This window comes from Granulicatella sp. 20925_1_28, from assembly GCF_041433575.1.
Taxonomy (GTDB): domain Bacteria; phylum Bacillota; class Bacilli; order Lactobacillales; family Aerococcaceae; genus Granulicatella.
Window position 1 is genome coordinate 228,677 of the sequence record NZ_JAPWBS010000001.1, and the last position, 26,612, is coordinate 255,288.

The following is a 26,612-nucleotide window of genomic DNA, read 5'->3' on the forward strand; positions in this document are numbered from 1 at the left end:
CTTTCAGCCACGGCTTCTATCTCTTTAGTGTACGTTTTATGTCTCTGTCTAAGGATTTATATTGTTGCTATAAAGAATACTAGAGGAATGCCTATTTGTCAAGAAAATCTAATTATTTTTTAATCTCATAATCTACTAAAAACGAAAAACATAATGTAACATAAAAGTTACATTTTGCTTTTTAAACTCTTACTGAATTAACTTGTCAATCGCCTTAATAACGCCATTGTTATCATTAGTATCTGTGACGATATCCGCAATAGCTTTTACTTCTTCGCTAGCATTCCCCATTGCAATGGCAAGTCCTGCGTATTCTAACATTTCGATATCGTTAGCAGCATCCCCAATAGCCGCGATTTCACTCGGTTGAATATTTAGTTTTTGGGCTAATTTTTCTAATCCAAAAGCTTTATTTACACCTTTTGTTAGTACTTCAACTAAATATTTTTGGCTACGAACCACATAAAATTCGTCTCGCCACTCCTCTGGAATAAATGTTTCAAACTCATTGAGTTGTTCTTCATCTCCCATTAGTAGGATTTTATAGAAATCAGTGTTTAAAGACTCTTTGGTTGGAATTCTTTTCAACTTGCCACTCACAAGTTTTACATCAAACTCCATCCATTCAGTTGGATCTTCATCGAACGAATAATAGTAATCCACTCCGGCACCCATCACGCTGATTCCATGTCTCTTTCCTAATTCAATCCATTTTTGAATCGCAGTAGAATCAACGAACGCATCCATCACACGTTTACGTGTTTGACTCTCGTAAATGTTGGCGCCATTTTGACTAATAATATAGTGGTTTTCTTCTAAATATCCTAAGTCTTTTAAATATGGACGAATTCCTGTTTCAGGACGACCTGTACAAAGCACTAATAAAGTTTCAGTGTTTTTGTTATGAAAGTTCTTGAAATATTGTTTCGTCTCATCTAATAATTCTTTTTTACTGTTTAATAGTGTGCCATCCATGTCGATAGCAATTAATTTAATCATTACAACTACTCCTTATTATTAATACAAAAATATTTTATCACAAAACCTCTATTGAAAACATACCCAACAAAAAACACTCTCTAATCGAGAGTGCTTTTCGTTTAGTTTAAAATTCGAATCGTAACGTTTCGTCTTCCCCATTGATTTGCTTGATCTACTGTCGTGAAGTGAAGGTCAATGATATTTCCTTTAATCGCTCCACCAGTATCTCCGGCAATGGCAATTCCGTATCCAGGAACTTCAACTAAGCTTCCTAAAGGAATCACGCTTGGGTCAACCGCAATGACTGTTGGATTCTTACGTAAGTCGATACCAGTTGCTGTATAAGGGCTTAATCCTGGTTCATTATAAGAATATCCAGTTGCTTGAACGTTTAATGTTCTTCCACCAGATTGATTGCTTGCTGCAGCTGCTTGTGTCGTTGGTGTTTCTGATGTAGCAGGTGCTTGCGTTTGGGCAACCGTTGTAGCTGGTTCAGCTGTTGCAGCTTGAGTAGTTGGTGTTTGCTGCGTAGATGAGGCTACAGCTGGTTTGTCTGAAGTTAATTGCGCTACTGCTGTAATAGCTGAGGCAACCACTGCAGATGATTCTTTCTTTTGTTCTTGAACTTTTGCAAGAGCTTCTTTGTTATCAGCAATTAATTTTTTCAAATCATTGACTGAACCTTCGAACGCTTGACTCTCAGCAGTAAGTTGTTCTTTTTTTGCGACTAAGTCAGTTGACGCTTGTTCTGCTGCTGTTTTCAGGCGAGATAATTCAGCTACTTGCTCTGATAAGTTCTTCAACACTTCTTCATCCGATTGGAATAATTGTTGAAATACAAATAATCGATTTAAGAAATCTGAAATACTTTCTGAATTTAATAAATGTAAAATACTATAAGAAACAAAGTCAGAAACTTGAATTTGTTGCAATCGTTTGGCTGCCACTTGTTTACGTTCTTCCACTTTTGCTTCTTGAGTCGTAATCTTTTCAGCAAGTGTTTCTTTTTCTTTATTGAGAGAATCGATTTGTTGGTTTAAACTTTCAATTTCTTGATATTTCGTATTCACTTTTTGTAATTCTGAAGTTAATTGTGCTTCTAGTTTTTGGATATCCGTTTCCTCCGCAAATACTGAAGGTGCTAGTGGTCCAGCGACTAAGATAAAAGCCATTAAAGTCAGAACAATCTGTTTCATCTTTTTCAAAAGTGATTTTCACCACACTTTCTCCAACTTACCTCACATTTTACATGAGAAACATATTGAGAAAGTATCAGTTATATTACAGAACTGTAACAAAACTTTACAATTTTATGATTCCTTAAGATAGGCTTTTAGTGCTTCAAGGAGCTCATCGCTGCTAGAAACAATCTCCCCACGAAGCTTCACAAGGCCCGCTGTATAAAGGTTTACATAGCTAAATTGTGACTCTGCTACTTCTTGTAAAGCCTCTAATTTTTGAGGATTATCCGCCCCTTGTTGACGGCTATCTGTGTATAACCCAAGAATTGGCATATCTGCGTGATACGCTACCCCAATTTCACTAGCTACACCAACATCGATAGTTGCACCGTCTAATACTGCGATCATTAAGTCTGATTCTAATAAGGCATCTGTGTCATATTGGGCGATCATTGTTGAGTCCGCATACGAGCTCTTATCATTAATCGCCATTTGTTCTTGTGGTAAGTATACCTCTACCCCTGGGAACTGGTTGCGAATTTTTTCTACGAGTACTTTGTTAAAGGCTAATTCCATTTCTGAGAATAATGGACTTGCAAAATAAATTTTTGTCATTTGAATACCTCCTCTATTAACCTTATCCTACACTAAATACAGCAAAAAGACCAGAAGACTTTTCTCTTCTGGTCTAAACATTTATTAATTGTATAAAGCATCTACACGTGCTTGAACAGCTTCATCTTCAAGGAACTCATCATAAGTAGAACCAAGACGGTCCACAATGCCTTTTGGTCCGATTTCGATAATGCGGTTCGCTGTTGTTTGAATGAACTCGTGGTCATGACTTGAGAATAGTAATGAACCTTTGAAGGCAATTAAGCCATCGTTCAACGCAGTGATTGATTCTAAGTCTAAGTGGTTTGTTGGGTCATCTAAGATTAACACGTTTGCTTTAGATAGCATTAATTTAGATAACATACAACGAACTTTCTCTCCCCCTGAAAGAACCGTTACTTGTTTCATAACATCGTCTCCAGAGAATAACATACGACCTAAGAAGCTACGTAAGAATGTGTTATCTTGTTCTTCTACTGGTGCGTATTGACGTAACCATTCTAAGATATTTAAGTTCTCGTTTGAGAATTCGTCTGTCATATCTTTTGGCAAGTACGCTTGACTTGTCGTTACACCCCACTTGAATGTACCGCTGTCTGCTTCCATTTCGCCTGTTAGGATCTTGAATAATGTTGTAATTGCAATATCTGAACGGCTTAAGAACGCTACTTTATCGTCTTTTGATAATTGGAAGCTTACGTTTTCGAAAATAACTTCGCCATCAATTGTTTTTGATAAGCCTTCGACTAATAATAAGTCATTCCCGATTTCACGCGCTGGCGAGAAACCAACGAATGGATATTTACGGCTTGAAGGCTGAATGTCATCCAATGTAATTTTATCCAACATTTTCTTACGAGAAGTCGCTTGTTTTGATTTAGAAGCGTTCGCAGAGAAACGAGCGATGAATTCTTGTAACTCTTTGATTTTTTCTTCTTTCTTCGCGTTTTGGTCAGCTAATAGTTTCGCAGCTAATTGGCTTGAATGTAACCAGAAATCATAGTTACCAACGAATAATTTAATCTTACCAAAGTCAACGTCCGCCATATGCGTACATACTTTGTTTAAGAAGTGACGGTCATGGGATACAACGATGACTGTATTATCAAAGTTGATTAAGAACTCTTCTAACCATGCAATTGATTTTGCGTCCAAACCGTTTGTTGGTTCGTCTAATAAAAGAACGTCTGGTTTACCGAATAATGCTTGTGCAAGTAGCACTTTAACCTTATCCGCTTCGACTAATTCGCTCATTAGTTTGTAGTGTTGGTCTTCAGTGATTCCTAAGCCTTGTAATAATTGTGAAGCATCACTCTCAGCTTCCCAACCATTTAATTCAGCAAACTCCCCTTCAAGTTCAGCAGCACGGATTCCATCTTCATCAGAGAAGTCTTCTTTCATGTAGATAGCGTCTTTCTCTTTCATGATGTCATATAAATGTTTATGTCCCATGATAACTGTATCAATAACGCGTTCATCTTCGAATGCGAAGTGGTCTTGTTTTAAGACAGTTAAACGTTCATGTGGATCTAGGATAACTTCACCAGTTGTTGGTTGTAATTCCCCAGATAAGATTTTTAGGAATGTTGATTTTCCGGCACCATTCGCACCAATAACCCCATAACAGTTTCCTGGTGTAAAAGTGATGTTAACATCGTCAAACAATTTACGGTCTGAAAATAATAGACTTACATTTTGTACTTTTAACATTTCGATCTCCTTTGTTTATGAATTCGATTCATTCTATCATACTCTAGCTGTTTTTTAAACCTTTGTACTAACTGTTACACAAAATAAGCTAGTCTGCTGTAGACTAGCTCAAATAGTACTCTGTGTCTTACTTTGTAAATTTCAGTTCAACCTTATATCCATTCTTCGCGGCCATTTCGATAATAGTTGATAAGCGTGGATTCGTTTTCCCTTTTTCTATTGCAGAAATTTTATTTTGTAACAGCTGATTCTCTTCGGCATAGCGACTTTGAGAAAGACCGGTTTCAAGACGTAACTCTACAAGTTGCAATGCAATCTTTTGCTTCGAATATTCTTTATTAAAATCAGATACAAAATTAGGATACGTAGTATTTAACATAGTGTATAATTTCTTCTGGTATTGTCCCATTTGGTACACCCTCCTTATAGTCTCTTGAAACCTCAAAGCGTAAATACTCCCGTTTATTCTTTCCTGCTCCCCATTTTTCCCAGACGGCTGGCGTGAGACCTTCTTCTTCAACGATGGTTAGTACCGCTAATATTTTTACCAATTTATCATAAGGAAGATCTTTAATATCCTCATATTTTGATTCACTTATTTCAAATGTTTCTCCCATAAACATCCCTCCTAAACACATTATACCGTATAAGGAATATACCGTATACGGTATATCTTACTTTTTATAAAAAAAATCCGTAGACAAAATTGCCTACGGATTAACACTATTATTCAGTTACAATAACTGGACGTTTTAAGCGTTCCACCGTTTCAGAAATATTTCTGAAGTGGTCGCTGACACGTTCTAAGTTACTTAATAAGTCCATTACGAAAATACCTGATTCGGCAGAAGCAATACCTTTGTTCATACGTTTCATGTATTTATCGCGAACTTCAATCTTGAGTTTATCAATATCACGTTCGATTTGAATGGCTTCTTGAACTTTGTTTTGGTCACCAGTTGATAAGGCATCAATTGATAACGCGAACCCTTTTTGAACAAGTGCATATAAGCCGTCAAGTTCGTAAGCAGTATCTTCATCTAGGAAGATTTCACGTTCGATAATGGATTTTGCAAAGTCTGCAATGTTTTCTGCGTGGTCCCCGATACGCTCGATATCATTTGCTGTACTAAACAACTCATCGATTGTTTGTTGGTCTTTCGCAGAAACACTTTGTTGAGAAATTTCAACTAAATACTTCACGATAGCTTTTTCATACGCATTGATATTTTTCTCATTTTCTAGAGCTTTTTTCACGAGTTTCTTATCACGTGTACGAGCCGCACCAATTGCATTTTCTAAAGCACTACTTGTTTCTTGAGCCATCGCAGCAAATTCATACATTGTGTTTTCTAACGCGATTGATGGAGTTACCAAGATACGTTTATCAAGATAACGCGTAATGCTTTCTTCCTCGTCTTCTCCATCTGGAATAATCATTTGAATCAACTTCACTAAAAGATTTGTAAATGGGAATAAGACAATTACGTTAACGATATTGAAAATCGTATGTGCATTGGCAATCTGACGTGCAACATTACTAGGATCAATAGATTCAACAACATTCACAAGAATACCGCGAAGGAAAAGCATAAAGTAAACTGTACCGATAACATTAATCATTAAGTGGAATAAAGCAACTTGTTTTCCACGACGAGAAGTACCTAAACTACTAATTAAAGCAGTTGTACATGTTCCGATGTTATCACCGAAGATGATAAACACCGCTGTAGTAATAGGAAGCACACCTTGACTAGCAAGAGCGATTAATACCCCAATCGTTGCTGAAGAACTTTGTAAGACAAGGGTCATTAAAAGACCGATTCCGACACCAATAAATGGATTGCTACCGTATTGAAGAATCCAGTTAGTAAATTCAGGCAATTCTTTTAACGGTTGTAAAGCAGAACTCAATGAGCTCATACCAATAAATAAAATACCAAAACCAATAAAGATTTCACTAGCTTCTTTAACTTTTGGATTTTTAGTAAGCATGTTCGCTACTAAACCAGAAGCGATGACGATAGGTGCCCATTGTGACAAGTTAAAGGAAACCATTTGCCCTGTAATCGTCGTTCCGACGTTTGCCCCAAAGACAACACCTACTGCTTGCGCTAATGTCATTAGCCCAGCATTTACGAAACCTACAACCATTACTGTCGTTGCTGATGAACTTTGAATGATTGTTGTTACAAACATCCCAACAAGTACTGACATGAATCGATTTTTCGTTAATTTACGAATAATCCCTTTCAAGCCTTCTCCGGCTACTTTTTGTAATCCGTCGCCCATCAATTGCATCCCGTATAAGAATAAACTTAGACCAGCAATTGCACCGAGAATCATCGTCGTATACATAAGTCAATAACTCCTTTAAAGTTAAGTGTAATGTGGAATGTATCCACGTGCATTGTAACATATTAAAAGTCATTAAGAAAGAGTTCGCTTCACATCTGCTTGGTTAAAATGATCCACTAACGATTGGATGTTTTGAACATATTCCAGACACCCTACATAGTTATCTTCTTCATCCCAAACAGCGTGATACGTTATGTGAACCATTAACCCGTCTTTCTTAAACCACATCTCTTCTTTTTCTTTTTGTTTTGACTTTAATTGTTCGAAAATCGTTTGGACCGTTTCGTGTACTTTAGGCGGGTGGCATAATATCACGTCACGACCAATCGCACTTGGGGTCCGCTTGAAGATTTTCTCTTCACCATTTCCTTCATTGTAGTATTTCACGATATTATTGTGGTCTACAAACGACAATTCCATCGGTAATAAATTCAAAATCAGATTGAGTTGCTTCAAGGAAAGCGAACCTGTCGATAAAGGAATATCTCCTTCTGCTTCAATTTCAGCTTTTACCTTTACAGGAGCAAAGTCTTTCTTGACCGCCCACTCTTTTTCAGGTTTTACAATACAATAGCCATATTCTGGAGACTGAGAAGCAATCAATTCCCAATCATCGACATGGAAGACTTGTTCTACCATCGGAATCAGAATATTTTCTTCTTTTTGAATCATCTCCAGTAGTTCATCACGAACGACTTCAAATTCTCCTAGTACATTCTCTTGTCCGTTAGAAAGAGCCTTCTTAAAATCTTTATATAAGTCACGAATTTGGTCATCGACTCCCCACATTACTTTAGGGGGTACTGTGATTCCCTTTTTCTCCATAATTGGAAACATCGCATATTCTTTACGTTGATAGTGATTATCGAATTGGTCAAGGAGTGAAATTTGGCGATTCAAGCCTTTTTTAATGGTTTCATCCTTCGTCTCTAGATAATTCTTTAGCAAACGTTCCACACGGTCTAAAGCACCTCTAATGGCTAAATTTTCCATCTTCATCACATGAACCGGATGACCAGGTTGTTCAAAATCAGCAACCGTTGTTTCTGTATTCACTTTTGACCCCATCAAGTTTGCATGAACATTACATAGGCTCATAATTTCAGCAAAGGTAATTCCTTCGCTCATAAGATTGCGTTCCATTAACTGGATTTCATAAGGAGTGATTTCGTCAAAGGCTTCATTAAATTCTTTTTGAATGACTTCTTTATCTTCTCCTGCGTGAAGACGAAGCATTAAATCTTTTAAAATCTCCTGACGCTCTTCCATCGTGTAATCATCTTTAGCCATCTAATCCCTGCTTTCTTTAACGATGTATCCATTCATTTCTAATGTCTCTACAATTGTTTCTAAGGGAATTTTTGCAATTTTTGAACCCTTAACAAGATTCGTGATACGACCAACCGTATGAACCATCTGTGGTTGGTTGAGAGGTTTAAAACCAATCTCTACAAGCAAATCCTTCACTTCTGGATGTTCAGTGATGGTTGTATAGACACTATCTTCTAAATAAATTGTATTCAAAGTAGCTCCTCCTATCTAAAAACCCAAGTATATACAAAAAATGGTGCAAACGTACGGAATAAAAGATAAATAATATATAAAACAATTGTTACTCTTGTAAAAGTAATTTGTGAGATGCCATAAAATCCACGATTCACATCGATGTATTCTTTAATATCTTTCCATTTCAAAATAACTACGATCACTAAGATGATAAACCCTACTAAATCTAGAACTTGTACAATTGAAAAGTCTCCTAAATTCATCATTCGTGCCAGATAAATATCAAGGACAACTGCAAATATGAAGTTATTCATCATATGGGCGACTACTGCCCATTGGAAGCCGTATTCGAGAGCAACATAAGCAAAAACAATACCAGCCATAAATGTGAAGACTTCTTGTGTAATGTTGGCATGGAATAGTGAGAAAATAAGAGCCGTAAATAGAATCGTAAATACTTTCCCGTAACGCTCCAGACGATATCCAATGAACCCTCTAAAGATAAATTCTTCTACAACAGGAGCCATCACTCCCAAATACAGTACAAAAATGATACTTGATGTCAACTCTTCACTTGAATTTGCTACAAGTGTTGCTGGAATGCCCATCTCAAGAAGTAATTTCTCAATTCCCCCTAAAATTAATTTTGAGATAAAACGAACCCCAAATAAACTAGCACACACCATCACAAACGACTGTATCGTCATTTTTCTTGGAGCAACGTGTTCATAAATACGTTTTATTGGGAATTTTTTAGAAAAAGCCCAAATAAGTAAGCTTAGACCAGCGGCAATAAATAACCCAACACCCCAAATTGAGTAATACTCTTGTGTAGTTACTGCTTCGTCGTGTGCTGCCAGTTGACCAACAGTAGCGAAAAAGAAGAAAACTAACATATAACCAATTAATCTTCTTCCAATGGAAGTAATGTCCTTTTTAAACGATTGTTCCATATCTTCTTTGTAAAACTTATTTTGTGGGTCGAAGTCTTCAGACCCTCTTTGTTCATCAAATGTTACTTCTTCTTTATATGATTCAAACATTTACACACCTCGTGTTTCCTTATATTTTTTAAATACTTTTCTTAATCGGAATACCAAGAATATACAACTACTCATTAATCCGATGATGAGTCCAATCCAATAAGAATATGGACCTGCATTAAATGCATTATCTAAAATAAAACCGATTGGTAATCCTATAATCCAATATCCAATTAAAAACAGGATGAATGGCATTTGGACGTCTTTAAAGCCTCTTAGCGTTCCTTGGATTGGAGCTGCCACAGCATCAAACAGTTGGAACAGGAGACTATAGGTTAAAAACACAACCGTTAATTGAATAAAGTCTGGGTCCGTACCGTAAAGTGCGGCCACTGAATGAATATTGAGCGCTAATAAGGTTAAAGTCACAATAGCAAGTGTCACAGCCGTCGCAATTCCAATGGTTGCAAACTGCATTGCGGAACGAATATCCTTTCGACCGACTTCGTATGAAACTATAATCGTGAGCGCCGTGGAAATGCTAATTGGGAATGCATAAACTACCATCGCAAAATTCATTGCAGCTTGGTGAGATGCGATAATGGATGTTCCAAATTTCGACATGAGTAATCCTACAAATGCGAAAACAGCAACTTCCGCAAATACCGATAATCCTATCGGAAGCCCAATCTTAAATGGTTCCTTCCACATTTTGACATCAATTCCGCTCCATTTTAAAACATCATATTCTTTTAATACTGGATGTTTTCTAAACACTATAAATGCTACAACGAGCAACCCCCAGTAAGCCAGTGCGGTTCCAAGTCCAGCCCCAGCTCCTCCCATTTCAGGAAAGCCAAATTGACCGTAAATCAGTGAATAGTTAAAGAACATATTCAGTGGAACCACTAATACCATGAGCAACATCGATACTTTGGTTAATCCTAAAGCGTCCACAAAAGATCTTAAGACACTAAAGAGTAATAATGGAATAAACCCTAAGGATAACAACGTTAAATATCCTACTGCTACAGCTTCCACTTCTTGTTCTAAATTCATCAATCCTAAAACAGGTTTAAGAAATAGGAGTCCAAAAACAAATAGTCCAATGGCTAATACGACGCCAATGATTAAGTATTGACGCATCACCTGCTCTATTTTATCCATTTTCTTCTGTCCAAAATATTGTCCAACAATCGGCACCAGCCCTGAAATCGTCCCTGTCAATAATGAGAAAAATGGCGCATACAAGCTCCCACCAATCGATACTCCGGCAAGATGGACTTCGTTATATCGTCCAGTCATGACCGTATCAATAAATTGAGCCGAATAATTGGCAATTTGATAAATTAAAACTGGAATTAAAATGGTTAGTAGCGCTTTGAATTTATGATTTTCTTGTATCGTACTATTCATCATTTCCTCCTAACTTAATTCATCAATTGATTTCACTTTAAAGATTGCACTAGGAAGAACTTCTAGATTATTAGGTTCGCTTGTCACAGCAATAAACCCAGCAGTATTTTTGGCAAACTCTTCATCTACAGTGGAGTCTCCAATGTAAATCATCTCGTCGAAAGAGACGCCAAATTTGCTTTGGATTGCATATAGTGAATCTGTAGCTGGCTTTGAAGGAAATTCATCAGTTGTACCAACAAAGTCAAACAACTCGCCAATTCCAGCAACCTTTAATACAGCCTCTGCCGGCAAGCGAGAATCATTCGTTACTAACGCAATGATATATCCTGTTTCCCTCAGATTCCAAAGAGCCCTCTCTACATTTCCAAGCGTTTGGATTTTCTCTGGATGAGACAAAATATAGTCAGCAAAGTATTGCACCACGAAGTTATAATTTTCTTCGATATCGATTGTTCTAAATTGATTTAAAACCTCTAACATATCTCGAACGCTACCAGAGGCAATAACGCTATTTTCTATGATGTTTGTTTCTGTGATGCCAAGACGGTTAAATAACTCGCCATGCTCTGCATTCGTTAGATTCATCTCATTACGATTCACTAATTCGTCAAGAACTAAAATCGTTGGTTCAAACCATAACGTGGATGTATCCGTCAATGTGCCATCTTTATCAAAAATCAACACTCTGATATCATTTTCTGTTAAATAATTTAAAAATTTATGTTTCATTATTCGATACTTTGTAACTCCACAGAAATAATGTTATCTAGTGCGTTAATTTCTTTGATAACATCTTCAACACTTACCGTTGCCTCTGAAATATCAATCATAATTTGCACAACAGCAACACTATGGATTGCCAGCCCTTGGAAAATCGTCAATATGTTCATATCACGATTTGCAAATACTTCCAGCGTCTTCGTCAGTGTTCCTTTGATATTTTTCATATGAATATTAATGGATGCTTTTCTTCCTGCATTCACAGAAGAGAAACCTTGTACTTTACGATAATACTTATAATAAACACTGCGCGAGATGCCAACCATCTTCACTACTTCAGTGACGTCTTTTGCTTGTCCTGTTGCAAGTAGTTCTTTTGCTTGCAAAACTTTAGCAAATACAGGAGGAACAGCATCTTCAGAAACTAAAAAATGTTTTTGTCGATTCATTATTTGTCCTTCTTTCATAATCATTTGTTCCCATTTTACCCTACATCATGGACAGATGGCAATTAATTCCGGCTGAAAAAACACGAAAAAAAGAAGCTAGAAAACTAGCTTCTTGTCATAAAATCGTATGGTGTGACATCGTCCATTCCAATCATCGGAGAAATAAGTCCATCTTCAATTGCTTGGATGGTTAATTGGATTTCTTTGCCTTCGAATGAGTTGTTAGACTCCTCTGGTGACGATTGCGTTTCTCTCTCCTGTTTTGTCGGAGTATCTTCTGTCGTTACTAGATCAAAATTCGTTAAGAACTCTTGTAAGAAAGTCGCTCGTTTTGGAGGGATGGTAGTTGCACTCTTTTGGAACGCTCCTGCTTCCCCACACATGATGAGATACTGCTGACTTCTTGTCACTGCTGTATACAATAGATTTCTTTGTAACATCCGTGAGTACTGATTCACCATTGGTAAGATGACCATCTTGAATTCAGACCCTTGTGCCTTATGAATTGAGCAGCAATACGCCAGCGTCAATTGTTGCCAATCCGTTCGATGATACTCGACTTCCGTTTGATCGAATAAAACAAAAATCTTATCTACTTGGTCATCGTTCTCTTTTGCAAATTGAATTGCTGTGATTTCTCCAATATCCCCATTATAGACATTTTCTTCAGGTAAATTCACCAGTTGAAGGACTTTATCTCCTACGCGGAAGACTTTATCAAAGGACTCCACTTCACGAACCGAATTTCCGATTTTAGGGTTTAAGATTTCTTGCATCATCTGATTGATGGCATTAATCCCAGCATCTCCTTTATACATCGGAGCCAGTACTTGAATATCTCGCTTCGTATAGCCCTTCTTAAGAGCTGCTACAACGACTTGTTCAATAATCGTTACCAATCGTTCTGTTGAACATGGTAAGAAACTGCGGTCTGTTTGCTTCTCCATAAAGTTACGAGGTAAGAATCCATCTTTAATGCTATGGGCTAATTCCACGATAGAAGATTGTTGTGTCTGACGGTGAATTCTTTTTAGTTCAATGGCAGGCACTTGATTCGTTTCCAGTAAATCCGTTAAAACTTGCCCTGGACCCACCGAAGGCAATTGATTGCTATCTCCGACTAGTAGAATCTTCAATCCTTCTGGAGCAGCCTTAAACACGCGGTTCATTAACCACGTATCTACCATCGACATCTCATCGATAATTAAGAATTCTCCAGTGATTTCCTTATCTTCAAAACTATCATCCACACTATCGATTGCAATCCCCAACAAGCGATGAATCGTTGAAGAAGGATATCCTGTCAATTCATTCATCCGTTTTGCCGCTCGTCCAGTTGGCGCCGCAAGAACAATCGCTTCTTCAATCTCATCGTCATGCTCTAATTCATTTAGCTGAGCATAGACATCAATAACGGCATTAATAATCGTTGTCTTCCCAGTACCAGGTCCACCCGTTAAAACAAATAGTGGCTCCGTCATAATCCGATAAATAGCCTCTTTCTGAGACGCATCATATTGAATATCGTATTTCTCCTGCGTTTTCTCAATTGCTTTTTCAATTTTCTCTTTACAGATTTCTACTTTAGAAGCTGTAATTCGTTTTGACAAGGCGTTACTAATGCCAAGTTCAGCGTAGTATAAAGACGCAATCGCAATACGATTTTCATCAGAAAACACAACACCTTCACGGATTAATTCATTCAATGCATCTACTAGTCTATCTGGTTCGATTAAGTAATTTTGGCATGACTCGAGTAATCGCTGTGCTTGCGTAATTAACACTTCTGCCATCAAGTAAGTATCTCCTGTTTGATAGCAGAAATCTCTTGTCACAACAAAGAGCGCACCCTTAAGTCTTGAAGTATCGTCTGGATCAATCCCCATGGACTGGGCAATACTATCCATTCGTCTAAAACCAAGTCCTTCAATTCTTTGAAGAAGTACATAAGGATCCTCGTCTAAGACAGCTCTAGCCTTATCTTTATACATGCCGATAATTTTCTGAGCAATCGCAGGCGTAAAGCCAAGATTCGTCAGTTCAAACATCAACTTCTCAGTGCCCTGGTTTTGCTGAATGACTTCTCGAATCATTTCTTTTTTCTTTTTCGTGAGGCCTGTAATCCCATCAAGCGCAGTCTCGTCGTTTAAGATACGCTCCATGGCCTCTTCGCCTAACTTCTCGATAATCTTCTCAGCCGTCTTCTCCCCAATTCCTGGAAAATGAGCACTGGATAAATATTGAATAAGCCCTCTTTTACCAGTTGGTTGCGTCTGTTGATAATTATCTGCTTGGAATTGTTCCCCGTATTTTGGATGAGAAACAATCTTCCCATTAAAACGATAGGAGATATCCGAATGAATTTGTCCGAAAATCCCAGTCACAACAATCTCATCATCCACATCCACGCAATTAGATTCGATGACGCGAACGAGCATAACTTTATAGAAGTTTTGCGGATTCTCGAAAAAAGTCGTTAATACTTCCCCTACAATATAAGGTGTATCACTCATTTGGAATCTCCTTTCTTTATTTTATTTATACGTATTGACGTTCTTCTCCGTTCATATACGCTTTATCGATGATACCTCCACCAAGGCACTCTTCGCCGTCATAGAATACAACGGCTTGACCAGGTGTAATCGCACGAACTGGCTCTTCAAAAATCACTGTAGCCAGTGTTGGATCCTTTTCATCCAATACAACTTTCACTTTTGTATCTTGTTGACGATATCTAAATTTAGCCGTACATTCGAACGTATTCTCTCTTGGTAAATCATTTGTAAATTGAATATCTGTAGCCGTTAAGCTGTCTGAGTAAAGGTTTGGATGATGGAATCCTTGACCAACATATAATGTATTCGTTGATAAGTCTTTCCCGATAACAAACCATGGATCATTTGTCTTACCTCCGCCACCGATACCAAGACCTTGGCGTTGACCAATCGTATAGTACATGAGTCCGGCGTGGTCACCCTTTACTTCTCCATCAAGAGTCACCATTTTTCCTGGTTTAGCTGGTAAATAGTTTGATAAGAACTCATTGAAGTTACGTTCTCCAATAAAACATACACCAGTAGAATCCTTTTTCTTCGCAGTCGCAAGATTATACTTCTCAGCAATCTCGCGGACTTCTTTTTTCTCTAAGTGACCAATTGGGAACATCGCTTTTTCTAATTGTTTTTGATTCAATTGGCTTAAGAAATATGTTTGGTCCTTATTGTTATCTTTTCCTCTTAATAGATGAACAATTCCATTTTCGTCTTTTTCAACTCGTGCATAGTGACCCATTGCCACATAATCTGCTCCTAGTTGCAAGGCATAATCTAGGAAGGCTTGGAATTTTACTTCTTTATTACACATTACATCTGGATTCGGTGTACGTCCTAAGCGGTATTCACGAAGGAAATATTCAAACACACGATCCCAATATTCTTTTTCAAAGTTTACTGAATAATACGGAATACCGATTTGTTCTGCAACTGCTGCGACATCTTTGTAATCTTCCGTTGCTGTACAAACGCCATTTTCGTCCGTATCATCCCAGTTTTTCATAAAAATACCGATGACATCATATCCAGCTTCTTTTAATAGTAAAGCTGTTACAGAGGAGTCAACTCCTCCACTCATGCCAACGACAACTCTTGTTTTTTCGTTACTCATTCTTTCACCATCATTTCTATTTATTTCCTGAACTAGTCGATTTGAAGGTCGAGTTATCAGAATTTACCCTAATTTTAAATTTATTTTTATTTTTTTCAAAATTTTTGCTTGAAAATCATTGAAAATGCGATAGTACTGGGATTTTTGCCCAATTGTGTTTTTGACAAACGGTTGCGTTTTCACTATAATTAAGTTGAGAAAAAGGGGGCGAAGGTGTATGATGATCTCTTTACGAGCAGCACGGGTTAATCGTAATTTAACACTATTAGAAGCCGCCAAATATCTTAAAATAAACAAAGATACGCTTACGAAGTATGAAAAAGATTCAACTAATCTTCCATATTCTTTAAGCAAAAGGATGCAGGAACTATATGAAGTTCCTAGCGAGAATCTTTATTTTGGCGACACTCAAAGCTTCGTAGCACAATTTAAGCCGCTACCTGAAGTCGAATAAATACAGCTACAGGGAACACCGCCCGTGCATGATAAACGAGACAGTTCAATTTTGAACTGTCTCTCTTTTCTTATACACTATTTTGTTGTTACTTCGAGAACTCCTCTTTCAACAAGCCCTTCTAAAATAAACTCTAACTTTTCTACAGCCATAGCAGTATTTGCTTTACCGTATAAGTCAACTGTTTGTAATCCATTCTTCGTTACTGTCGAAATTTTCAATTGTTTCTTATCTTTATCCACCATGACTTTTAATTTTAATCCACGGTGATCATCAATTGTTTCGTCTAAACTACGAATTAATTGGAAGTTCCCAGATTTTGTTTCTGTAAAACCATTATCACGTAATGTATATCCTTTACATGTTGGACTAACCGAAAAGACTTGGTTTGATCCTTTTAATGATGCAGTTGGTGTAAATGCCATATGCGCTTCTCCTCTTTCTTTTTCTACAACGTTAGTTTACCATATTTTTCCTGTAAACAAAAGCTCTCTCTTAATGTAAAGCGTCCACAAAGGCATCAATATCTTCTTTTGTAGAACCCATTCCAAATGAAAGTCTGATTGATTGTTCAAGCCTACTGTTTTCACTAGGATACATGGCAGATAATACTGGACTGATTTGCACACTTCCAGCTGAACATGCGGATCCAGCAGATACTGAAACATCTTGTAAATCATTAAAGATTAAGGTTTGTGTTGCTTTTCTACCCTTTAACCAGATATTACAAATATGGGGATTCTTTGGATTTGCTACGCCGTTAAACTCAAATTCAATGCCTCTTTCAGACAACTTCGCGAATAAATACTCACGTAACTCTTGATAATTTTTAACGAGCTCATCTCTTTTCGCCACAACGATTTGCATTGCTTTTTCAAGACCTAAAATATAAGGAACATTTTCCGTTCCAGCTCTAAATCCTAACTCTTGTCCTCCGCCTTTAATTAAAGCGTGAATTGGCGCATCTTTGGATTTATATAGGAATCCAATCCCTTTTGGTGCATAAATTTTATGTCCTGAAGCCGTTAAATAGTCAATGCCATCCACCGTTAATGCTTCTTGTGCAAAGGCTTGAACAGCATCTGTATGGAAATAAGTTGGCTTGTCTTTTAATAAAGCAGCAATCTCTTCAATTGGGAATCTTGCGCCTGTTTCATTATTAACCGTCATAATCGAAACTAGACGTGTATCCTCTCTTAGAGCCTGCTCAATTTCAGAAACTGTCACAATGCCATCTTTATTTGGAGCTAAATACGTCACTTCAAAGCCTTCTTGTTCTAAAAATTCAGCAGGTTTTCGAACGGAAGGATGCTCTACTGCAGAAACAATAATATGCCCTTTTTCTTTTGCGAAATGCTCACGAATACTTTCAAACACTAAATTGTTTCCTTCAGAACCTGAACTTGTAAAGATAATGGCATCGTGTGGAGATGCTTGTAGTTCTGATAGAATAGCTTTCTTCACACGTTCGATTTTTTGCTTTTGTTCACGACCAATACGATAGACACTCGAAGGATTTCCAAAAGAAGCCATTTCCTTTGTAATCACTTCTAACACTTCCGGGTTAACTGGTGTTGTTGCTGCATAATCTAAGTAATTCACCTTGCACTCTCCTCACTTTCAAACAATACTATTATACGGGATGACTATTTATTGTCCTAATAAGTTGTTTTAATCTTTCCTATTATATCATTCTTTCAACTTATGATACACTAAACATAAAGAAAAAAGGAGGAACTGTCATGAACCATCAACCGCTCGCTTACCGCATGCGACCTCGTACGATTGACGAAGTGATTGGTCAAGAGCATCTTGTCTCTCCTGGAAAAATCATCAATCGCATGGTTGTGGCCAAACAATTATCATCCATGATTTTATATGGGCCTCCAGGAACTGGGAAAACAAGTATCGCTAGCGCCATTAGCGGAAGTACAAAAGTGGCTTTTAGACAACTAAATGCCGCAACCGATACAAAGAAAGACCTACAAATCGTAGCTGAAGAAGCAAAGATGTCTGGTAGCGTCATTCTACTACTCGATGAAATCCATCGCCTTGATAAAACGAAACAAGACTTCTTATTACCACATTTGGAAAATGGTCGAATTATTTTAGTCGGAGCAACCACTGAGAATCCATACATTTCAATCAACCCAGCGATTCGTAGCCGGACTCAAATCTTTGAGCTCAAACCACTCTCTTCGCAGGATATTCAAAAAGCACTTTTAAAGGCGATCGAAGATGAAGAACGAGGTTTGGGTAAACTCGATTTAGAAGTCACAGAAGAAGCTTTAAATCACTTTGCTAGTAGTACAAACGGAGACGTTAGAAGCGCCCTAAACGCTCTAGAACTTGCCGCTAAATCAACTGAAGCTAGTGAGGATGGAAAGATTCAAATTTCCATTCAAATCGCAGAAGAATGTATTCAACGAAAAGCCCTCTCCTATGATAAAGATGGTGACCATCACTACGATGTCATCTCCGCACTTCAAAAATCGATTCGAGGATCAGATGTGAATGCTGCACTTCATTATGCTGCTCGTTTAATGGAAGCTGGAGATCTTACAAGCTTAATGAGACGTCTTTTAGTGATTGCCTACGAGGATATTGGACTGGGAAATCCACAAGGTGCCGCTCGTGCTGTCTCTGCTGTGCAAGCCGCTGAACGTCTTGGTTTACCTGAAGCTAGAATTCCACTAGCAAACGCGATTATCGAGCTCGCCCTTTCGCCAAAATCAAACACAGCTATACGTTCTATCGATAGTGCCTTGTCTGATGTCAGAAAAGGTCGTGCGATTAGTATTCCAGACCACTTAAAAGATGCCCACTATTCAGGCGCTCAAAAATTAGGCCGTGGCGTTGGCTACAAGTATCCACATGACTATCCAGGACACTTTGTGAAGCAACAATACTTGCCAGATGCGCTTAAAAATGAAGAGTATTTCAAGGGTGACCCTACCTCTTCTTATGAGGATGCATTGATGAAACAATACCAAAAATACCGTCAAAAATAATTAGTGATTTCTTAAGAAATCGGTACCAAACTTTTATTGCAATCGTCCTATTCTTGTGCTACTATAATGACATAGAGATCTAAGATGTGCGCGGTATTTACTAAGTGTTGACCGAACAATTTACGACTTTTTAGGGATTCAGATTGATATTACAGATAACAAGCCCTTTCACTTGGTAGTTAGGAAGTAATACATAGAAGCCCACCTGCTTTAGATGCGGGTTCAAACTAACAAATACATCAAACGGCATCACTGGAAATCTATATAAAGTTATTAACTTTAGGCCACTCTTTATGAGTGGTTTTTCTTTTTGCCAAAATCCCTATATTATCCGTTTTGGTTCCCTTTTCATTCGTTTTATTTAGGTGTATAATGTAAGTATCAAGAATAAGGATGTGATGATATGTTTCATGAATATGAAAAAATTCTCGTTCCGATCGATGGTTCTAAGGAAGCTAAACTAGCCTTTGACAAAGCCATTGAAGTTGCTAAACGAAATCATGCAAAGCTTGTGTTAGCACACGTCATCGATACTCGTTCACTTCAAACACCAACTGGATTTGAAGGCAATTTCTCAGACGAGATTCGTAAACAAGCTGAAAACTTATTTGCAGAATATGTAGAATACGCTAAGACTCATGACTTTACTGATGTTGAAACAGTTCTTGAATATGGTTCACCAAAAGCAATCATTTCTAAACAACTTCCAAAAGACTATGGAATCGATCTTATTATGATGGGCGCTACCGGTTTGAATGCGGTGGAACGTCTCTTTATTGGTTCTGTATCTGAATACGTGATTCGTAACGCCTCTTGCGATGTTCTAGTTGTAAGAACGGACTTAGAAAACAAACGTCCTTAATCATTTTAACGAAATAAATAAGCACAGGATTTCTCCTGTGCTTTATTTTTATTGATTTTTAGTATCTAGAATAATGGTCACGGGTCCGTCATTCACAAGACTCACTTGCATATCTGCGCCAAACTCTCCTGTTTCAACCGTTAACCCATACTCGGTACGTAGTTTCTCATTGAATTCTTCATAGAGTTTTGTAGCGTGCTCTGGACTGGCAGCTCCTGTAAAAGAAGGTCTATTTCCCTTCTTCGTATCTGCGAACAATGTAAACTGCGAAACGGATAAAATCTTTCCTCCGATTTGATCAATCGATAAATTCATTTTCCCATTTTCATCGCTGAAGATACGCATCCCTGCAATCTTTCTAGCTAAATAAGACGCATCATCACTAGTATCTTCAGGTCCTACTCCCACTAATAACAGGAATCCTTGGCTGATTTCACCAACAACTGAACCTTCGATTGATACACTAGCGGACTTCACTCGTTGTAATACAATTCTCATGAACTCCTCCTATGAAATCACACGACGTACACTATATACATCTGGTATTTGCTTAATCTTATCCACGATAAAATCTAATTGTTGCGTATTCATAATTCCGATATTGACAGAAATCGTCGCCATCTTATTCGCATCAACTTTACCGTTTACTGAATTTAATGATTTAGTCGTACTGTTAATCACATTTAAGACTTCGTTCAACAATCCATTACGGTTATATCCTTCAACGACTAACTCTGTATCATATTGTTGACCCGTATTAGCTGCATCTTCCCAATCCACTTCAATTAGACGGTTTTGTTCACTTTCAGGTAGTTGAACGTTAGGACAGTCTTTTCTATGGACTGAAATTCCACGACCTTTTGTAATATAACCAACAATTGCGTCTCCAGGTACAGGATTGCAACAACGGCTTAGACGAATGAGAAGATTATCTACCCCTTCGATAATGACGCCACCCTCGTGACGGATTTTCATCTTTTGGCTTTCTTTCTTCTGACGTTGAGGAGTTGTTTTCTCAAAGGCAGTCTCCACTACTTTTTGGTCTTCGATTTCTCGACGAGCCTTTTCAGTCATCTTATTGGCAACCGTTTGATACGAAATCTCACCAAATCCAATCGCAGCAAATAAGTCTTCTTCCGTTCCGAAATTGAAACGAGTGGCAATATCCTTCATTCCTTGTTTGGTCATGAAGTCCTTGAAATTAAATCCAAGTTCTGTAATTTGTTTTTCTAGTAATTCGCGACCCTTAATAATATTCTCATCACGGTCTTGTAACTTGAAGAATCGTTTGATTTTATTTTTTGCACGAGTCGTAAATACTAAATTTATCCAGTCACGTGAAGGTCCAAATGAATTCGCAGACGTTAATACTTCTACGATATCTCCAGTCTTCAACTGATAGTTCAATGGAACAATCTTATTATTGACTTTTGCACCTACAGTTTTGTTTCCAACTTCAGTATGGATATTATACGCAAAGTCAAGCGGACCAGACCCTAAAGGAAGTTCTGAGACATCTCCTTTTGGTGTAAATACATAGACCTTATCGCCAAAGATGTCTTCCTTCACGCTATTCATGAAGTCTTTGGCATCTTTCGTTTCATTTTGTAGTTCGATTAAGTCTTTAAACCAATCCAATTGTTTTTGCAATGGATCGTTCGTCACTTTTTCTTTATTTCCTTCTTTATATGCCCAGTGAGCCGCAACCCCGTATTCGGCAACTTGATGCATTTCGAACGTACGGATTTGAATCTCCACTGGTCGTCCGCCCGGCCCAATGACGGTTGTGTGGATGGACTGATACATATTCGCCTTTGGAATCGCGATATAGTCTTTAAAACGGCCTGGCATTGGTTTCCATTTTGTATGAATGGCTCCAAGAACAGCGTAACAATCTTTAATGCTATCGACTAATACACGAATCGCAAGTAAGTCATAAATCTCGCTGAATTGTTTCTTTTGGTCTTTCATCTTACGGTAAATGGAGTAAATATGTTTTGGACGTCCATAAATAACCGCTTCGATATCCAAATCTTTTGTCGCTTCTTTAATATTCTCAATTGTCGTATTAATGTACTCTTCGCGCTCATCACGTTTTGAATTCATTAAATGCACGATACGATAATATTGCTGTGGGTTTAAATAACGAAGAGACGTATCTTCTAATTCCCACTTAATTTTATTCATCCCTAGACGATGCGCGAGCGGTGCATAAATCTCAAGTGTCTCTTCTGCAATCATGCGTTGCTTTTCAGGTTTATGAAATTTCAACGTACGTAAATTATGCAAACGGTCCGCCAATTTTACCATGATTACACGAAGGTCGTTTGCCATCGCAAGAAGCATCTTACGGTGATTTTCCGCTTGTTGCTCCGCATGAGATTTATATTTGATTTTCCCTAGCTTTGTAACACCTTCAACGAGAAATGCAACATCTTTTCCAAATTCGTATTCAATATCATCAATACTAAACCCAGTATCTTCGACGACATCATGAAGAAACCCAGTCGCAATCGTGTCTGGATCCAACTTTAATTCAGCAAGAATTCCAGCTACTTGAATGGGATGCACAATATAAGCTTCTCCAGATTTACGAATTTGTTCTTTATGAGCATATGTCGCAAAATAGATCGCTTTTTCAATAAATTTAATATGTGTTTCGTTCATGTACTCCTTACACATTGCAAGGACATCATCTGCGGTATAAGTCTTATTTTTAGACATTTGTAAACTCCTTAAGCATTGCGCTCTAATGTATTCCTAATAGTACCGCGACAATAGACTATCGTCAACTATTGGTTCCTATAATAATTCACATTGATATGAAACTGCTGCTAGTGCATATAACGGTGCTGTTTCAGCGCGTAAAATACGTGGCCCTAGAGAACATGGAAGATATCCACTTTTCTCTAGCAACTCCACTTCTTGTTCTTCGATACCACCTTCTGGACCAAAGACAAAAATGACACGCTCATTTTCCTGTAATGACTGTAAACTCTTTACCAATTGAAGGCCTTCTCCAACTTTAGCAGACTCTTCATAGGCAATTAACTTTTGTTCAAAATTCGAAGTATAACTAGCCAATTCTTTTAGCGTCATCACGCTTGTTACTCGTGGGACTTTGATACGATGCGATTGTTCGCTGGCTTCTTCGGCAATCTTTTGAAGTCGTTCGATTTTTTTAGATGACTTGTCTCCTGTCCATTTAACCACGTTTCGTGTCATAGAAAGCGGAATGATTTCACTTACACCGAGTTCTGTCGCCTTTTGTACAATCCAGTCCAGTTTATCTCCTTTAGAGAGCCCCACTGCAATCGTAACCGATACAGGAAGTTCTACTTTTTGCTCCAAAAGTTCAACCACTTTCACTTCGAATGGCTCTAATTTCGTCACTTCAACGATGGCTAATTGATTGGTATCATCCACCACCTCGAGTTGTTCTCCTACACGAACACGCATCACTTTCTTCAACTGATGGACTTGCTCTTTTGAGAACTCTAAAGAATGCGTCGTTTCACTTACAATTCCTTTTACAAAATACCGTTGCATTATTCTACATCCTTTTTCATTACAAAGCAGTTCCACTCTTTCATCGTCATGCGTTCAACGAGTGTGAAACCTGCTTTTTCATATGCTTCTTGTACTTCTTTTGCTTTTGATTCAATAATACCAGATAGAATTAATGTTCCATTTTCGCTCAAGTTACGATAGGCATCTTCAGGCATTTGAACTAAAATCTCCGCTAAAATATTCGCTACGATTAAATCACTCTTTTGGTCTACACCAACGAGTAAGTTGTTTTCATAGACATCGATTGCCCCAATTGTTGGGTTCAATGCAATATTTTCTTTTGCTACACGCGTAGCCATTTCATCAATATCAAAGGCTGTTACTTGTCCGGCTCCTAATAGTTTAGAGGCGATACTTAATACTCCAGAACCAGTACCAACATCTAATACGCTTTCCCCACCACGAATCGTTTGTTCAAGTGCTGTGAGTGAGAGCTGTGTCGTTGGATGCGTTCCTGTTCCGAATGCAAGTCCTGGATCTAATTCAATTAAGAGTTCATCTCCTTGTTCTTTTTCGTAATCGACCCAACTAGGAACAACTGTTAAATAGCGTGTTACACGTACTGGGAAGTAATATTGTTTCCACGCCGTTGCCCAGTCTTCCTCTCCAACCTCACTAACACGAACGGTTAATGGTCCTGTTTCTAGGCCGTAATTTTCAAGCTCTTTTAACTGTTCGTCTAACTGAGTTTTGGCTTCTTCTGTCCATTGGCTTGGTTGGAAATAACCTTTCACAATCACTGTATCTGTTTCGTATAAGTCTTTTTGTTGTACTTTCAACCATTCCAATTGTTCATCTGTTAATTGGTAATAGTCTTGAGGGTCATCGATAGAGACTCCTTTTGATCCTAATTCAATTAAAATCGAACTTACGACTTCGACACTCTCAGAATGCGTATTTACTGTGAGTTCTAACCAGTTCATGTTAACCCTCTTCTTTACTTGTATTTTTTAAAAATTATAACAAATTTCATTAAAAATAACTAAAAATAACCCTATCCTATTTGTATTTTTGCATGGATTTTAGTATCATTAAGAAGATAAATTAATTAATGACTATTTGACAGATTAAAAAAGGGGAAAGCAATTATGGCACGTATTTCATTAAGTACAAAAGATATTTTACAAAAACAATTCAAACGCTCATTCAGAGGTTTCGACATTGAAGAAGTCGATGCATTTTTAGATTTAATTATTCGTGATTATGACACATTCCAAAAAGAAATCAGCTTCTTACAAGCTGAAAACGAACGCTTATTAACTAAAGTAGATGAACTCTCACGTCAAGCTACAGTTTCTAAAACAAACCGTTCAAGCAATGTATCTTCATCAGGAGTTACAAATTTTGATATCTTAAAACGTTTATCAAACTTAGAAAAACACGTTTTCGATTCTAAACTAGAAGAAGACAACTACTCTTCTCCTTCTCAAGATGTTGCAGAAGACGATGACGATTTCTACAAAACACGCGTAATTACACCAGTACGCGACAATAATTATTAATATATCAGATTTGATATAACGAACTTTTTTAAATTTAGTAAACTTTGAGTAATCGCGGCATTAATTTGCTGAGGAAAGTCCATGCTCGCACAGGCTGAGATGCTTGTAGTGATCGTGCTTAGCGAAACAATAAGCTAAGGCAACTTTAGGTTGACGGCAGAAAAACGAGCTACAGCAATGCTATGCTCTAGTATTCTTGAAAGTGCCACAGTGACGAAGCAATTTTGGAAACGGAATTGGTGGAACGCGGTAAACCCCTCGAGCGAGCAACCCAAACTTATGGTAGGGGCACTCTAATTAGGAAATGAACGAAAAAAGAGACACATGATGTGTAGACAGATGATTACTGAAATTTAATAGATCCTGCTATTAAATGGAACAGAACATGGCTTACAGAAGTTTACTTCAGGATTTTAGCGAATTGTAAGGAGTGTGGCCTTGTGTCCACTCCTCTTTTTACGAATAAAGGAGAAATCTATGACAAAATATAAATTAGTAGCAACTGCTGCTGCAGGCATCGAAGCTCTTGTTGGTAAAGAATTACGCAACATGGGTTACGAAGTTCAAGTAGAAAACGGTAAAGCCTTCTTTGAAGGTGATGATTACGATATTGCTCGCACAAACATTTGGCTTCGTACAGCAGACCGTATCAAAATCATTATGGGACAATTCACTGCAAAAACATTCGACTCGCTTTTTGAACAAACAAAGGCGATCCCTTGGGAGAAAATTCTTCCAGTCGATGCGGAATTCCCGGTATCAGGTAAATCTGTGAAATCAACGCTTTACAGTGTCCCTAACTGCCAATCGATCGTTAAAAAAGCGATTGTCAATCGTTTAAGCGAGGCTTACCACCGTCGTACTCACTTACCTGAGTCTGGTGCCCTCTATCCTATCGAAGTGGCAATTTTAAAAGATGTTGTGACACTTACAATCGACACAAGTGGAACAAGTCTCTTTAAGCGTGGTTACCGTACAGAAAAAGGTGGCGCACCATTAAAAGAGAACATGGCTGCTGCTCTTGTGATGCTAACAAGCTGGTATCCAGACAAACCTTTCTACGACCCTACTTGCGGTTCTGGTACGATTCCAATCGAGGCTGCACTAATCGGTAAGAATATCGCTCCAGGATTGAACCGTTCATTTGCCGCTGAAAAATGGACTTTCTTTACTCCTGGTGTCTTCGATAAAGTCAGGGAGGAAGCTAAGAAAGAAATCCGCACTGAACTTCAACTCGATATTCTAGGTGCCGATATTGATGGCTCGATGATAGAAATTGCCAAACAAAATGCCATTAAAGCCGGTGTCGCAGACCAAATCGAATTCAAACAAATGCAATTAAAGGACTTCCGTACAAAGAAAGAAAATGGAATTATTGTGGCAAATCCACCATATGGAGACCGTCTTCTTTCGGAAGAACAGGCTCAAGCTATCTATAAACAAATGGGTGAAACATATGCTCTACTTGAAACTTGGAGTAAATACATCTTAACAAGCGACTTAACATTCGAAGACCACTATGGTAAAAAAGCGACGAAGAAACGCAAACTCTATAACGGTGCTATTCGTACTGACTACTTCCAATTCTGGGGAGTAAGAAAACGTCGCGTTCAAGAAGACAAATAAAG

Annotated in this window: 26 protein-coding genes and 2 other RNA genes; 7 read left to right on the forward strand and 21 right to left on the reverse strand. The window is 37.9% G+C overall.

Features of this window, described 5'->3' with window-relative positions:
- Positions 1-189: 189 nt before the first annotated feature.
- From O3793_RS01015 to mnmA, 15 genes are all read right to left on the reverse strand, one after another.
- On the reverse strand, positions 190-999 hold the full coding sequence (locus tag O3793_RS01015) for a Cof-type HAD-IIB family hydrolase (protein WP_371444936.1): 810 nt from the start codon (positions 997-999) through the stop codon (positions 190-192).
- Between the two features lie 101 nt (positions 1,000-1,100).
- Complete coding sequence (locus O3793_RS01020) at positions 1,101-2,177, reverse strand: 3D domain-containing protein (protein ID WP_371445095.1); 1,077 nt, start codon at positions 2,175-2,177, stop codon at positions 1,101-1,103.
- 114 nt (positions 2,178-2,291) lie between these two features.
- Entirely contained in the window at positions 2,292-2,777 is a 486-nt protein-coding gene (locus O3793_RS01025) for a nucleoside 2-deoxyribosyltransferase (protein ID WP_371444937.1), read from the reverse strand.
- 84 nt (positions 2,778-2,861) lie between these two features.
- A complete protein-coding gene (locus O3793_RS01030; protein ID WP_048711337.1) occupies positions 2,862-4,487 on the reverse strand; it encodes an ABC-F family ATP-binding cassette domain-containing protein in 1,626 nt (541 codons plus the stop codon).
- A gap of 127 nt (positions 4,488-4,614) precedes the next feature.
- Positions 4,615-4,866, reverse strand: a complete 252-nt coding sequence (locus O3793_RS01035) for a helix-turn-helix domain-containing protein (RefSeq protein ID WP_048711335.1) — start codon at positions 4,864-4,866, stop codon at positions 4,615-4,617.
- Positions 4,844-5,104, reverse strand: a complete 261-nt coding sequence (locus O3793_RS01040; RefSeq protein WP_048781895.1) for a hypothetical protein — start codon at positions 5,102-5,104, stop codon at positions 4,844-4,846. Before O3793_RS01040 ends, O3793_RS01035 begins: the two co-directional genes overlap by 23 nt.
- Positions 5,105-5,213: 109 nt before the next feature.
- A complete protein-coding gene (locus O3793_RS01045) occupies positions 5,214-6,845 on the reverse strand; it encodes a Na/Pi cotransporter family protein (RefSeq protein WP_371444941.1) in 1,632 nt (543 codons plus the stop codon).
- A 72-nt stretch (positions 6,846-6,917) separates the two neighbouring features.
- A complete protein-coding gene (locus tag O3793_RS01050; protein ID WP_371444942.1) occupies positions 6,918-8,135 on the reverse strand; it encodes a DUF438 domain-containing protein in 1,218 nt (405 codons plus the stop codon).
- Positions 8,136-8,369: a DUF1858 domain-containing protein gene (locus O3793_RS01055; RefSeq protein WP_371444944.1), complete on the reverse strand. Its 234-nt coding sequence runs from the start codon at positions 8,367-8,369 to the stop codon at positions 8,136-8,138.
- Positions 8,370-8,380: 11 nt separating this feature from the next.
- Positions 8,381-9,394, reverse strand: coding sequence for a lysostaphin resistance A-like protein (locus O3793_RS01060; protein WP_371444945.1), 1,014 nt, complete (start codon positions 9,392-9,394; stop codon positions 8,381-8,383).
- On the reverse strand, positions 9,395-10,750 hold the full coding sequence (locus tag O3793_RS01065; RefSeq protein WP_371444947.1) for an MATE family efflux transporter: 1,356 nt from the start codon (positions 10,748-10,750) through the stop codon (positions 9,395-9,397).
- A gap of 9 nt (positions 10,751-10,759) precedes the next feature.
- Positions 10,760-11,482, reverse strand: coding sequence for an HAD family hydrolase (locus O3793_RS01070; RefSeq protein ID WP_371444949.1), 723 nt, complete (start codon positions 11,480-11,482; stop codon positions 10,760-10,762).
- A complete protein-coding gene (locus tag O3793_RS01075; RefSeq protein WP_065426994.1) occupies positions 11,482-11,922 on the reverse strand; it encodes an ACT domain-containing protein in 441 nt (146 codons plus the stop codon). Before O3793_RS01075 ends, O3793_RS01070 begins: the two co-directional genes overlap by 1 nt.
- A gap of 104 nt (positions 11,923-12,026) precedes the next feature.
- On the reverse strand, positions 12,027-14,435 hold the full coding sequence (locus tag O3793_RS01080; RefSeq protein ID WP_371444951.1) for an ATP-dependent RecD-like DNA helicase: 2,409 nt from the start codon (positions 14,433-14,435) through the stop codon (positions 12,027-12,029).
- Positions 14,436-14,460: 25 nt separating this feature from the next.
- Entirely contained in the window at positions 14,461-15,585 is a 1,125-nt protein-coding gene (gene mnmA, locus O3793_RS01085) for a tRNA 2-thiouridine(34) synthase MnmA (protein WP_371444953.1), read from the reverse strand.
- 217 nt (positions 15,586-15,802) lie between these two features.
- On the opposite strand from mnmA, the gene O3793_RS01090 reads away from it, so the two are divergent.
- Positions 15,803-16,039, forward strand: coding sequence for a helix-turn-helix transcriptional regulator (locus tag O3793_RS01090; RefSeq protein WP_048713376.1), 237 nt, complete (start codon positions 15,803-15,805; stop codon positions 16,037-16,039).
- Positions 16,040-16,116: 77 nt separating this feature from the next.
- Here the strand turns inward: O3793_RS01090 and O3793_RS01095 are convergent, their stop codons facing one another.
- Together O3793_RS01095 and O3793_RS01100 are read right to left on the reverse strand one after the other, a co-directional pair.
- A complete protein-coding gene (locus O3793_RS01095; protein ID WP_048713379.1) occupies positions 16,117-16,464 on the reverse strand; it encodes a cysteine desulfurase in 348 nt (115 codons plus the stop codon).
- Between the two features lie 70 nt (positions 16,465-16,534).
- Positions 16,535-17,641, reverse strand: a complete 1,107-nt coding sequence (locus O3793_RS01100) for a cysteine desulfurase family protein (protein WP_371444955.1) — start codon at positions 17,639-17,641, stop codon at positions 16,535-16,537.
- Between the two features lie 140 nt (positions 17,642-17,781).
- On the opposite strand from O3793_RS01100, the gene O3793_RS01105 reads away from it, so the two are divergent.
- The 3 genes from O3793_RS01105 (at position 17,782) to O3793_RS01115 (ending at position 19,912) form a co-directional block, all read left to right on the forward strand.
- Positions 17,782-19,050 (forward strand): replication-associated recombination protein A, encoded by a 1,269-nt coding sequence (locus O3793_RS01105; protein WP_371444957.1) that lies wholly within the window; start codon positions 17,782-17,784, stop codon positions 19,048-19,050.
- 73 nt (positions 19,051-19,123) lie between these two features.
- Positions 19,124-19,313, forward strand: a non-coding RNA gene (gene ssrS / locus O3793_RS01110) — 6S RNA.
- 140 nt (positions 19,314-19,453) lie between these two features.
- On the forward strand, positions 19,454-19,912 hold the full coding sequence (locus O3793_RS01115; RefSeq protein ID WP_371444959.1) for a universal stress protein: 459 nt from the start codon (positions 19,454-19,456) through the stop codon (positions 19,910-19,912).
- Between the two features lie 48 nt (positions 19,913-19,960).
- Here the strand turns inward: O3793_RS01115 and dtd are convergent, their stop codons facing one another.
- The 4 genes from dtd to prmA all read right to left on the reverse strand — a co-directional run bounded on the left by dtd (position 19,961) and on the right by prmA (position 24,405).
- Positions 19,961-20,410 (reverse strand): D-aminoacyl-tRNA deacylase, encoded by a 450-nt coding sequence (gene dtd / locus O3793_RS01120; protein WP_371444961.1) that lies wholly within the window; start codon positions 20,408-20,410, stop codon positions 19,961-19,963.
- Positions 20,411-20,419: 9 nt separating this feature from the next.
- Positions 20,420-22,636, reverse strand: a complete 2,217-nt coding sequence (locus O3793_RS01125; RefSeq protein ID WP_371444963.1) for a bifunctional (p)ppGpp synthetase/guanosine-3',5'-bis(diphosphate) 3'-pyrophosphohydrolase — start codon at positions 22,634-22,636, stop codon at positions 20,420-20,422.
- Between the two features lie 78 nt (positions 22,637-22,714).
- Positions 22,715-23,461 carry a 16S rRNA (uracil(1498)-N(3))-methyltransferase gene (locus O3793_RS01130; protein WP_371444965.1) on the reverse strand — a complete coding sequence of 249 codons (747 nt, stop codon included), beginning with the start codon at positions 23,459-23,461 and terminating at the stop codon, positions 22,715-22,717.
- Entirely contained in the window at positions 23,461-24,405 is a 945-nt protein-coding gene (prmA, locus tag O3793_RS01135; protein WP_371444967.1) for a 50S ribosomal protein L11 methyltransferase, read from the reverse strand. The genes O3793_RS01130 and prmA overlap by 1 nt, the downstream gene beginning before the upstream one ends.
- A 165-nt stretch (positions 24,406-24,570) precedes the next feature.
- Between prmA and gpsB the strand changes: the two genes are divergently transcribed.
- The 3 genes from gpsB to O3793_RS01150 all read left to right on the forward strand — a co-directional run bounded on the left by gpsB (position 24,571) and on the right by O3793_RS01150 (position 26,610).
- Complete coding sequence (gene gpsB / locus O3793_RS01140; protein ID WP_048781860.1) at positions 24,571-24,984, forward strand: cell division regulator GpsB; 414 nt, start codon at positions 24,571-24,573, stop codon at positions 24,982-24,984.
- Between the two features lie 40 nt (positions 24,985-25,024).
- Positions 25,025-25,382: RNase P RNA component class B (rnpB, locus tag O3793_RS01145), an RNA gene on the forward strand.
- Between the two features lie 79 nt (positions 25,383-25,461).
- Positions 25,462-26,610 carry a class I SAM-dependent RNA methyltransferase gene (locus O3793_RS01150; RefSeq protein ID WP_371444970.1) on the forward strand — a complete coding sequence of 383 codons (1,149 nt, stop codon included), beginning with the start codon at positions 25,462-25,464 and terminating at the stop codon, positions 26,608-26,610.
- Positions 26,611-26,612: the final 2 nt, after the last annotated feature.

Bases quoted from the DNA above. Each gene is read 5' to 3' on its own strand.
- O3793_RS01015 (WP_371444936.1), bottom strand. From the start codon at position 999: ATGATTAAATTAATTGCTATCGACATGGATGGCACACTATTAAACAGT.
- O3793_RS01020 (WP_371445095.1), bottom strand. From the start codon at position 2,177: ATGAAACAGATTGTTCTGACTTTAATGGCTTTTATCTTAGTCGCTGGA.
- O3793_RS01025 (WP_371444937.1), bottom strand. From the start codon at position 2,777: ATGACAAAAATTTATTTTGCAAGTCCATTATTCTCAGAAATGGAATTA.
- O3793_RS01030 (WP_048711337.1), bottom strand. From the start codon at position 4,487: ATGTTAAAAGTACAAAATGTAAGTCTATTATTTTCAGACCGTAAATTG.
- O3793_RS01035 (WP_048711335.1), bottom strand. From the start codon at position 4,866: ATGTTAAATACTACGTATCCTAATTTTGTATCTGATTTTAATAAAGAA.
- O3793_RS01040 (WP_048781895.1), bottom strand. From the start codon at position 5,104: ATGGGAGAAACATTTGAAATAAGTGAATCAAAATATGAGGATATTAAA.
- O3793_RS01045 (WP_371444941.1), bottom strand. From the start codon at position 6,845: ATGTATACGACGATGATTCTCGGTGCAATTGCTGGTCTAAGTTTATTC.
- O3793_RS01050 (WP_371444942.1), bottom strand. From the start codon at position 8,135: ATGGCTAAAGATGATTACACGATGGAAGAGCGTCAGGAGATTTTAAAA.
- O3793_RS01060 (WP_371444945.1), bottom strand. From the start codon at position 9,394: ATGTTTGAATCATATAAAGAAGAAGTAACATTTGATGAACAAAGAGGG.
- O3793_RS01065 (WP_371444947.1), bottom strand. From the start codon at position 10,750: ATGAATAGTACGATACAAGAAAATCATAAATTCAAAGCGCTACTAACC.
- O3793_RS01070 (WP_371444949.1), bottom strand. From the start codon at position 11,482: ATGAAACATAAATTTTTAAATTATTTAACAGAAAATGATATCAGAGTG.
- O3793_RS01075 (WP_065426994.1), bottom strand. From the start codon at position 11,922: ATGAATCGACAAAAACATTTTTTAGTTTCTGAAGATGCTGTTCCTCCT.
- O3793_RS01080 (WP_371444951.1), bottom strand. From the start codon at position 14,435: ATGAGTGATACACCTTATATTGTAGGGGAAGTATTAACGACTTTTTTC.
- mnmA (WP_371444953.1), bottom strand. From the start codon at position 15,585: ATGAGTAACGAAAAAACAAGAGTTGTCGTTGGCATGAGTGGAGGAGTT.
- O3793_RS01090 (WP_048713376.1), top strand. From the start codon at position 15,803: ATGATGATCTCTTTACGAGCAGCACGGGTTAATCGTAATTTAACACTA.
- O3793_RS01095 (WP_048713379.1), bottom strand. From the start codon at position 16,464: ATGGCATTTACACCAACTGCATCATTAAAAGGATCAAACCAAGTCTTT.
- O3793_RS01105 (WP_371444957.1), top strand. From the start codon at position 17,782: ATGAACCATCAACCGCTCGCTTACCGCATGCGACCTCGTACGATTGAC.
- O3793_RS01115 (WP_371444959.1), top strand. From the start codon at position 19,454: ATGTTTCATGAATATGAAAAAATTCTCGTTCCGATCGATGGTTCTAAG.
- dtd (WP_371444961.1), bottom strand. From the start codon at position 20,410: ATGAGAATTGTATTACAACGAGTGAAGTCCGCTAGTGTATCAATCGAA.
- O3793_RS01125 (WP_371444963.1), bottom strand. From the start codon at position 22,636: ATGTCTAAAAATAAGACTTATACCGCAGATGATGTCCTTGCAATGTGT.
- O3793_RS01130 (WP_371444965.1), bottom strand. From the start codon at position 23,461: ATGCAACGGTATTTTGTAAAAGGAATTGTAAGTGAAACGACGCATTCT.
- prmA (WP_371444967.1), bottom strand. From the start codon at position 24,405: ATGAACTGGTTAGAACTCACAGTAAATACGCATTCTGAGAGTGTCGAA.
- gpsB (WP_048781860.1), top strand. From the start codon at position 24,571: ATGGCACGTATTTCATTAAGTACAAAAGATATTTTACAAAAACAATTC.
- O3793_RS01150 (WP_371444970.1), top strand. From the start codon at position 25,462: ATGACAAAATATAAATTAGTAGCAACTGCTGCTGCAGGCATCGAAGCT.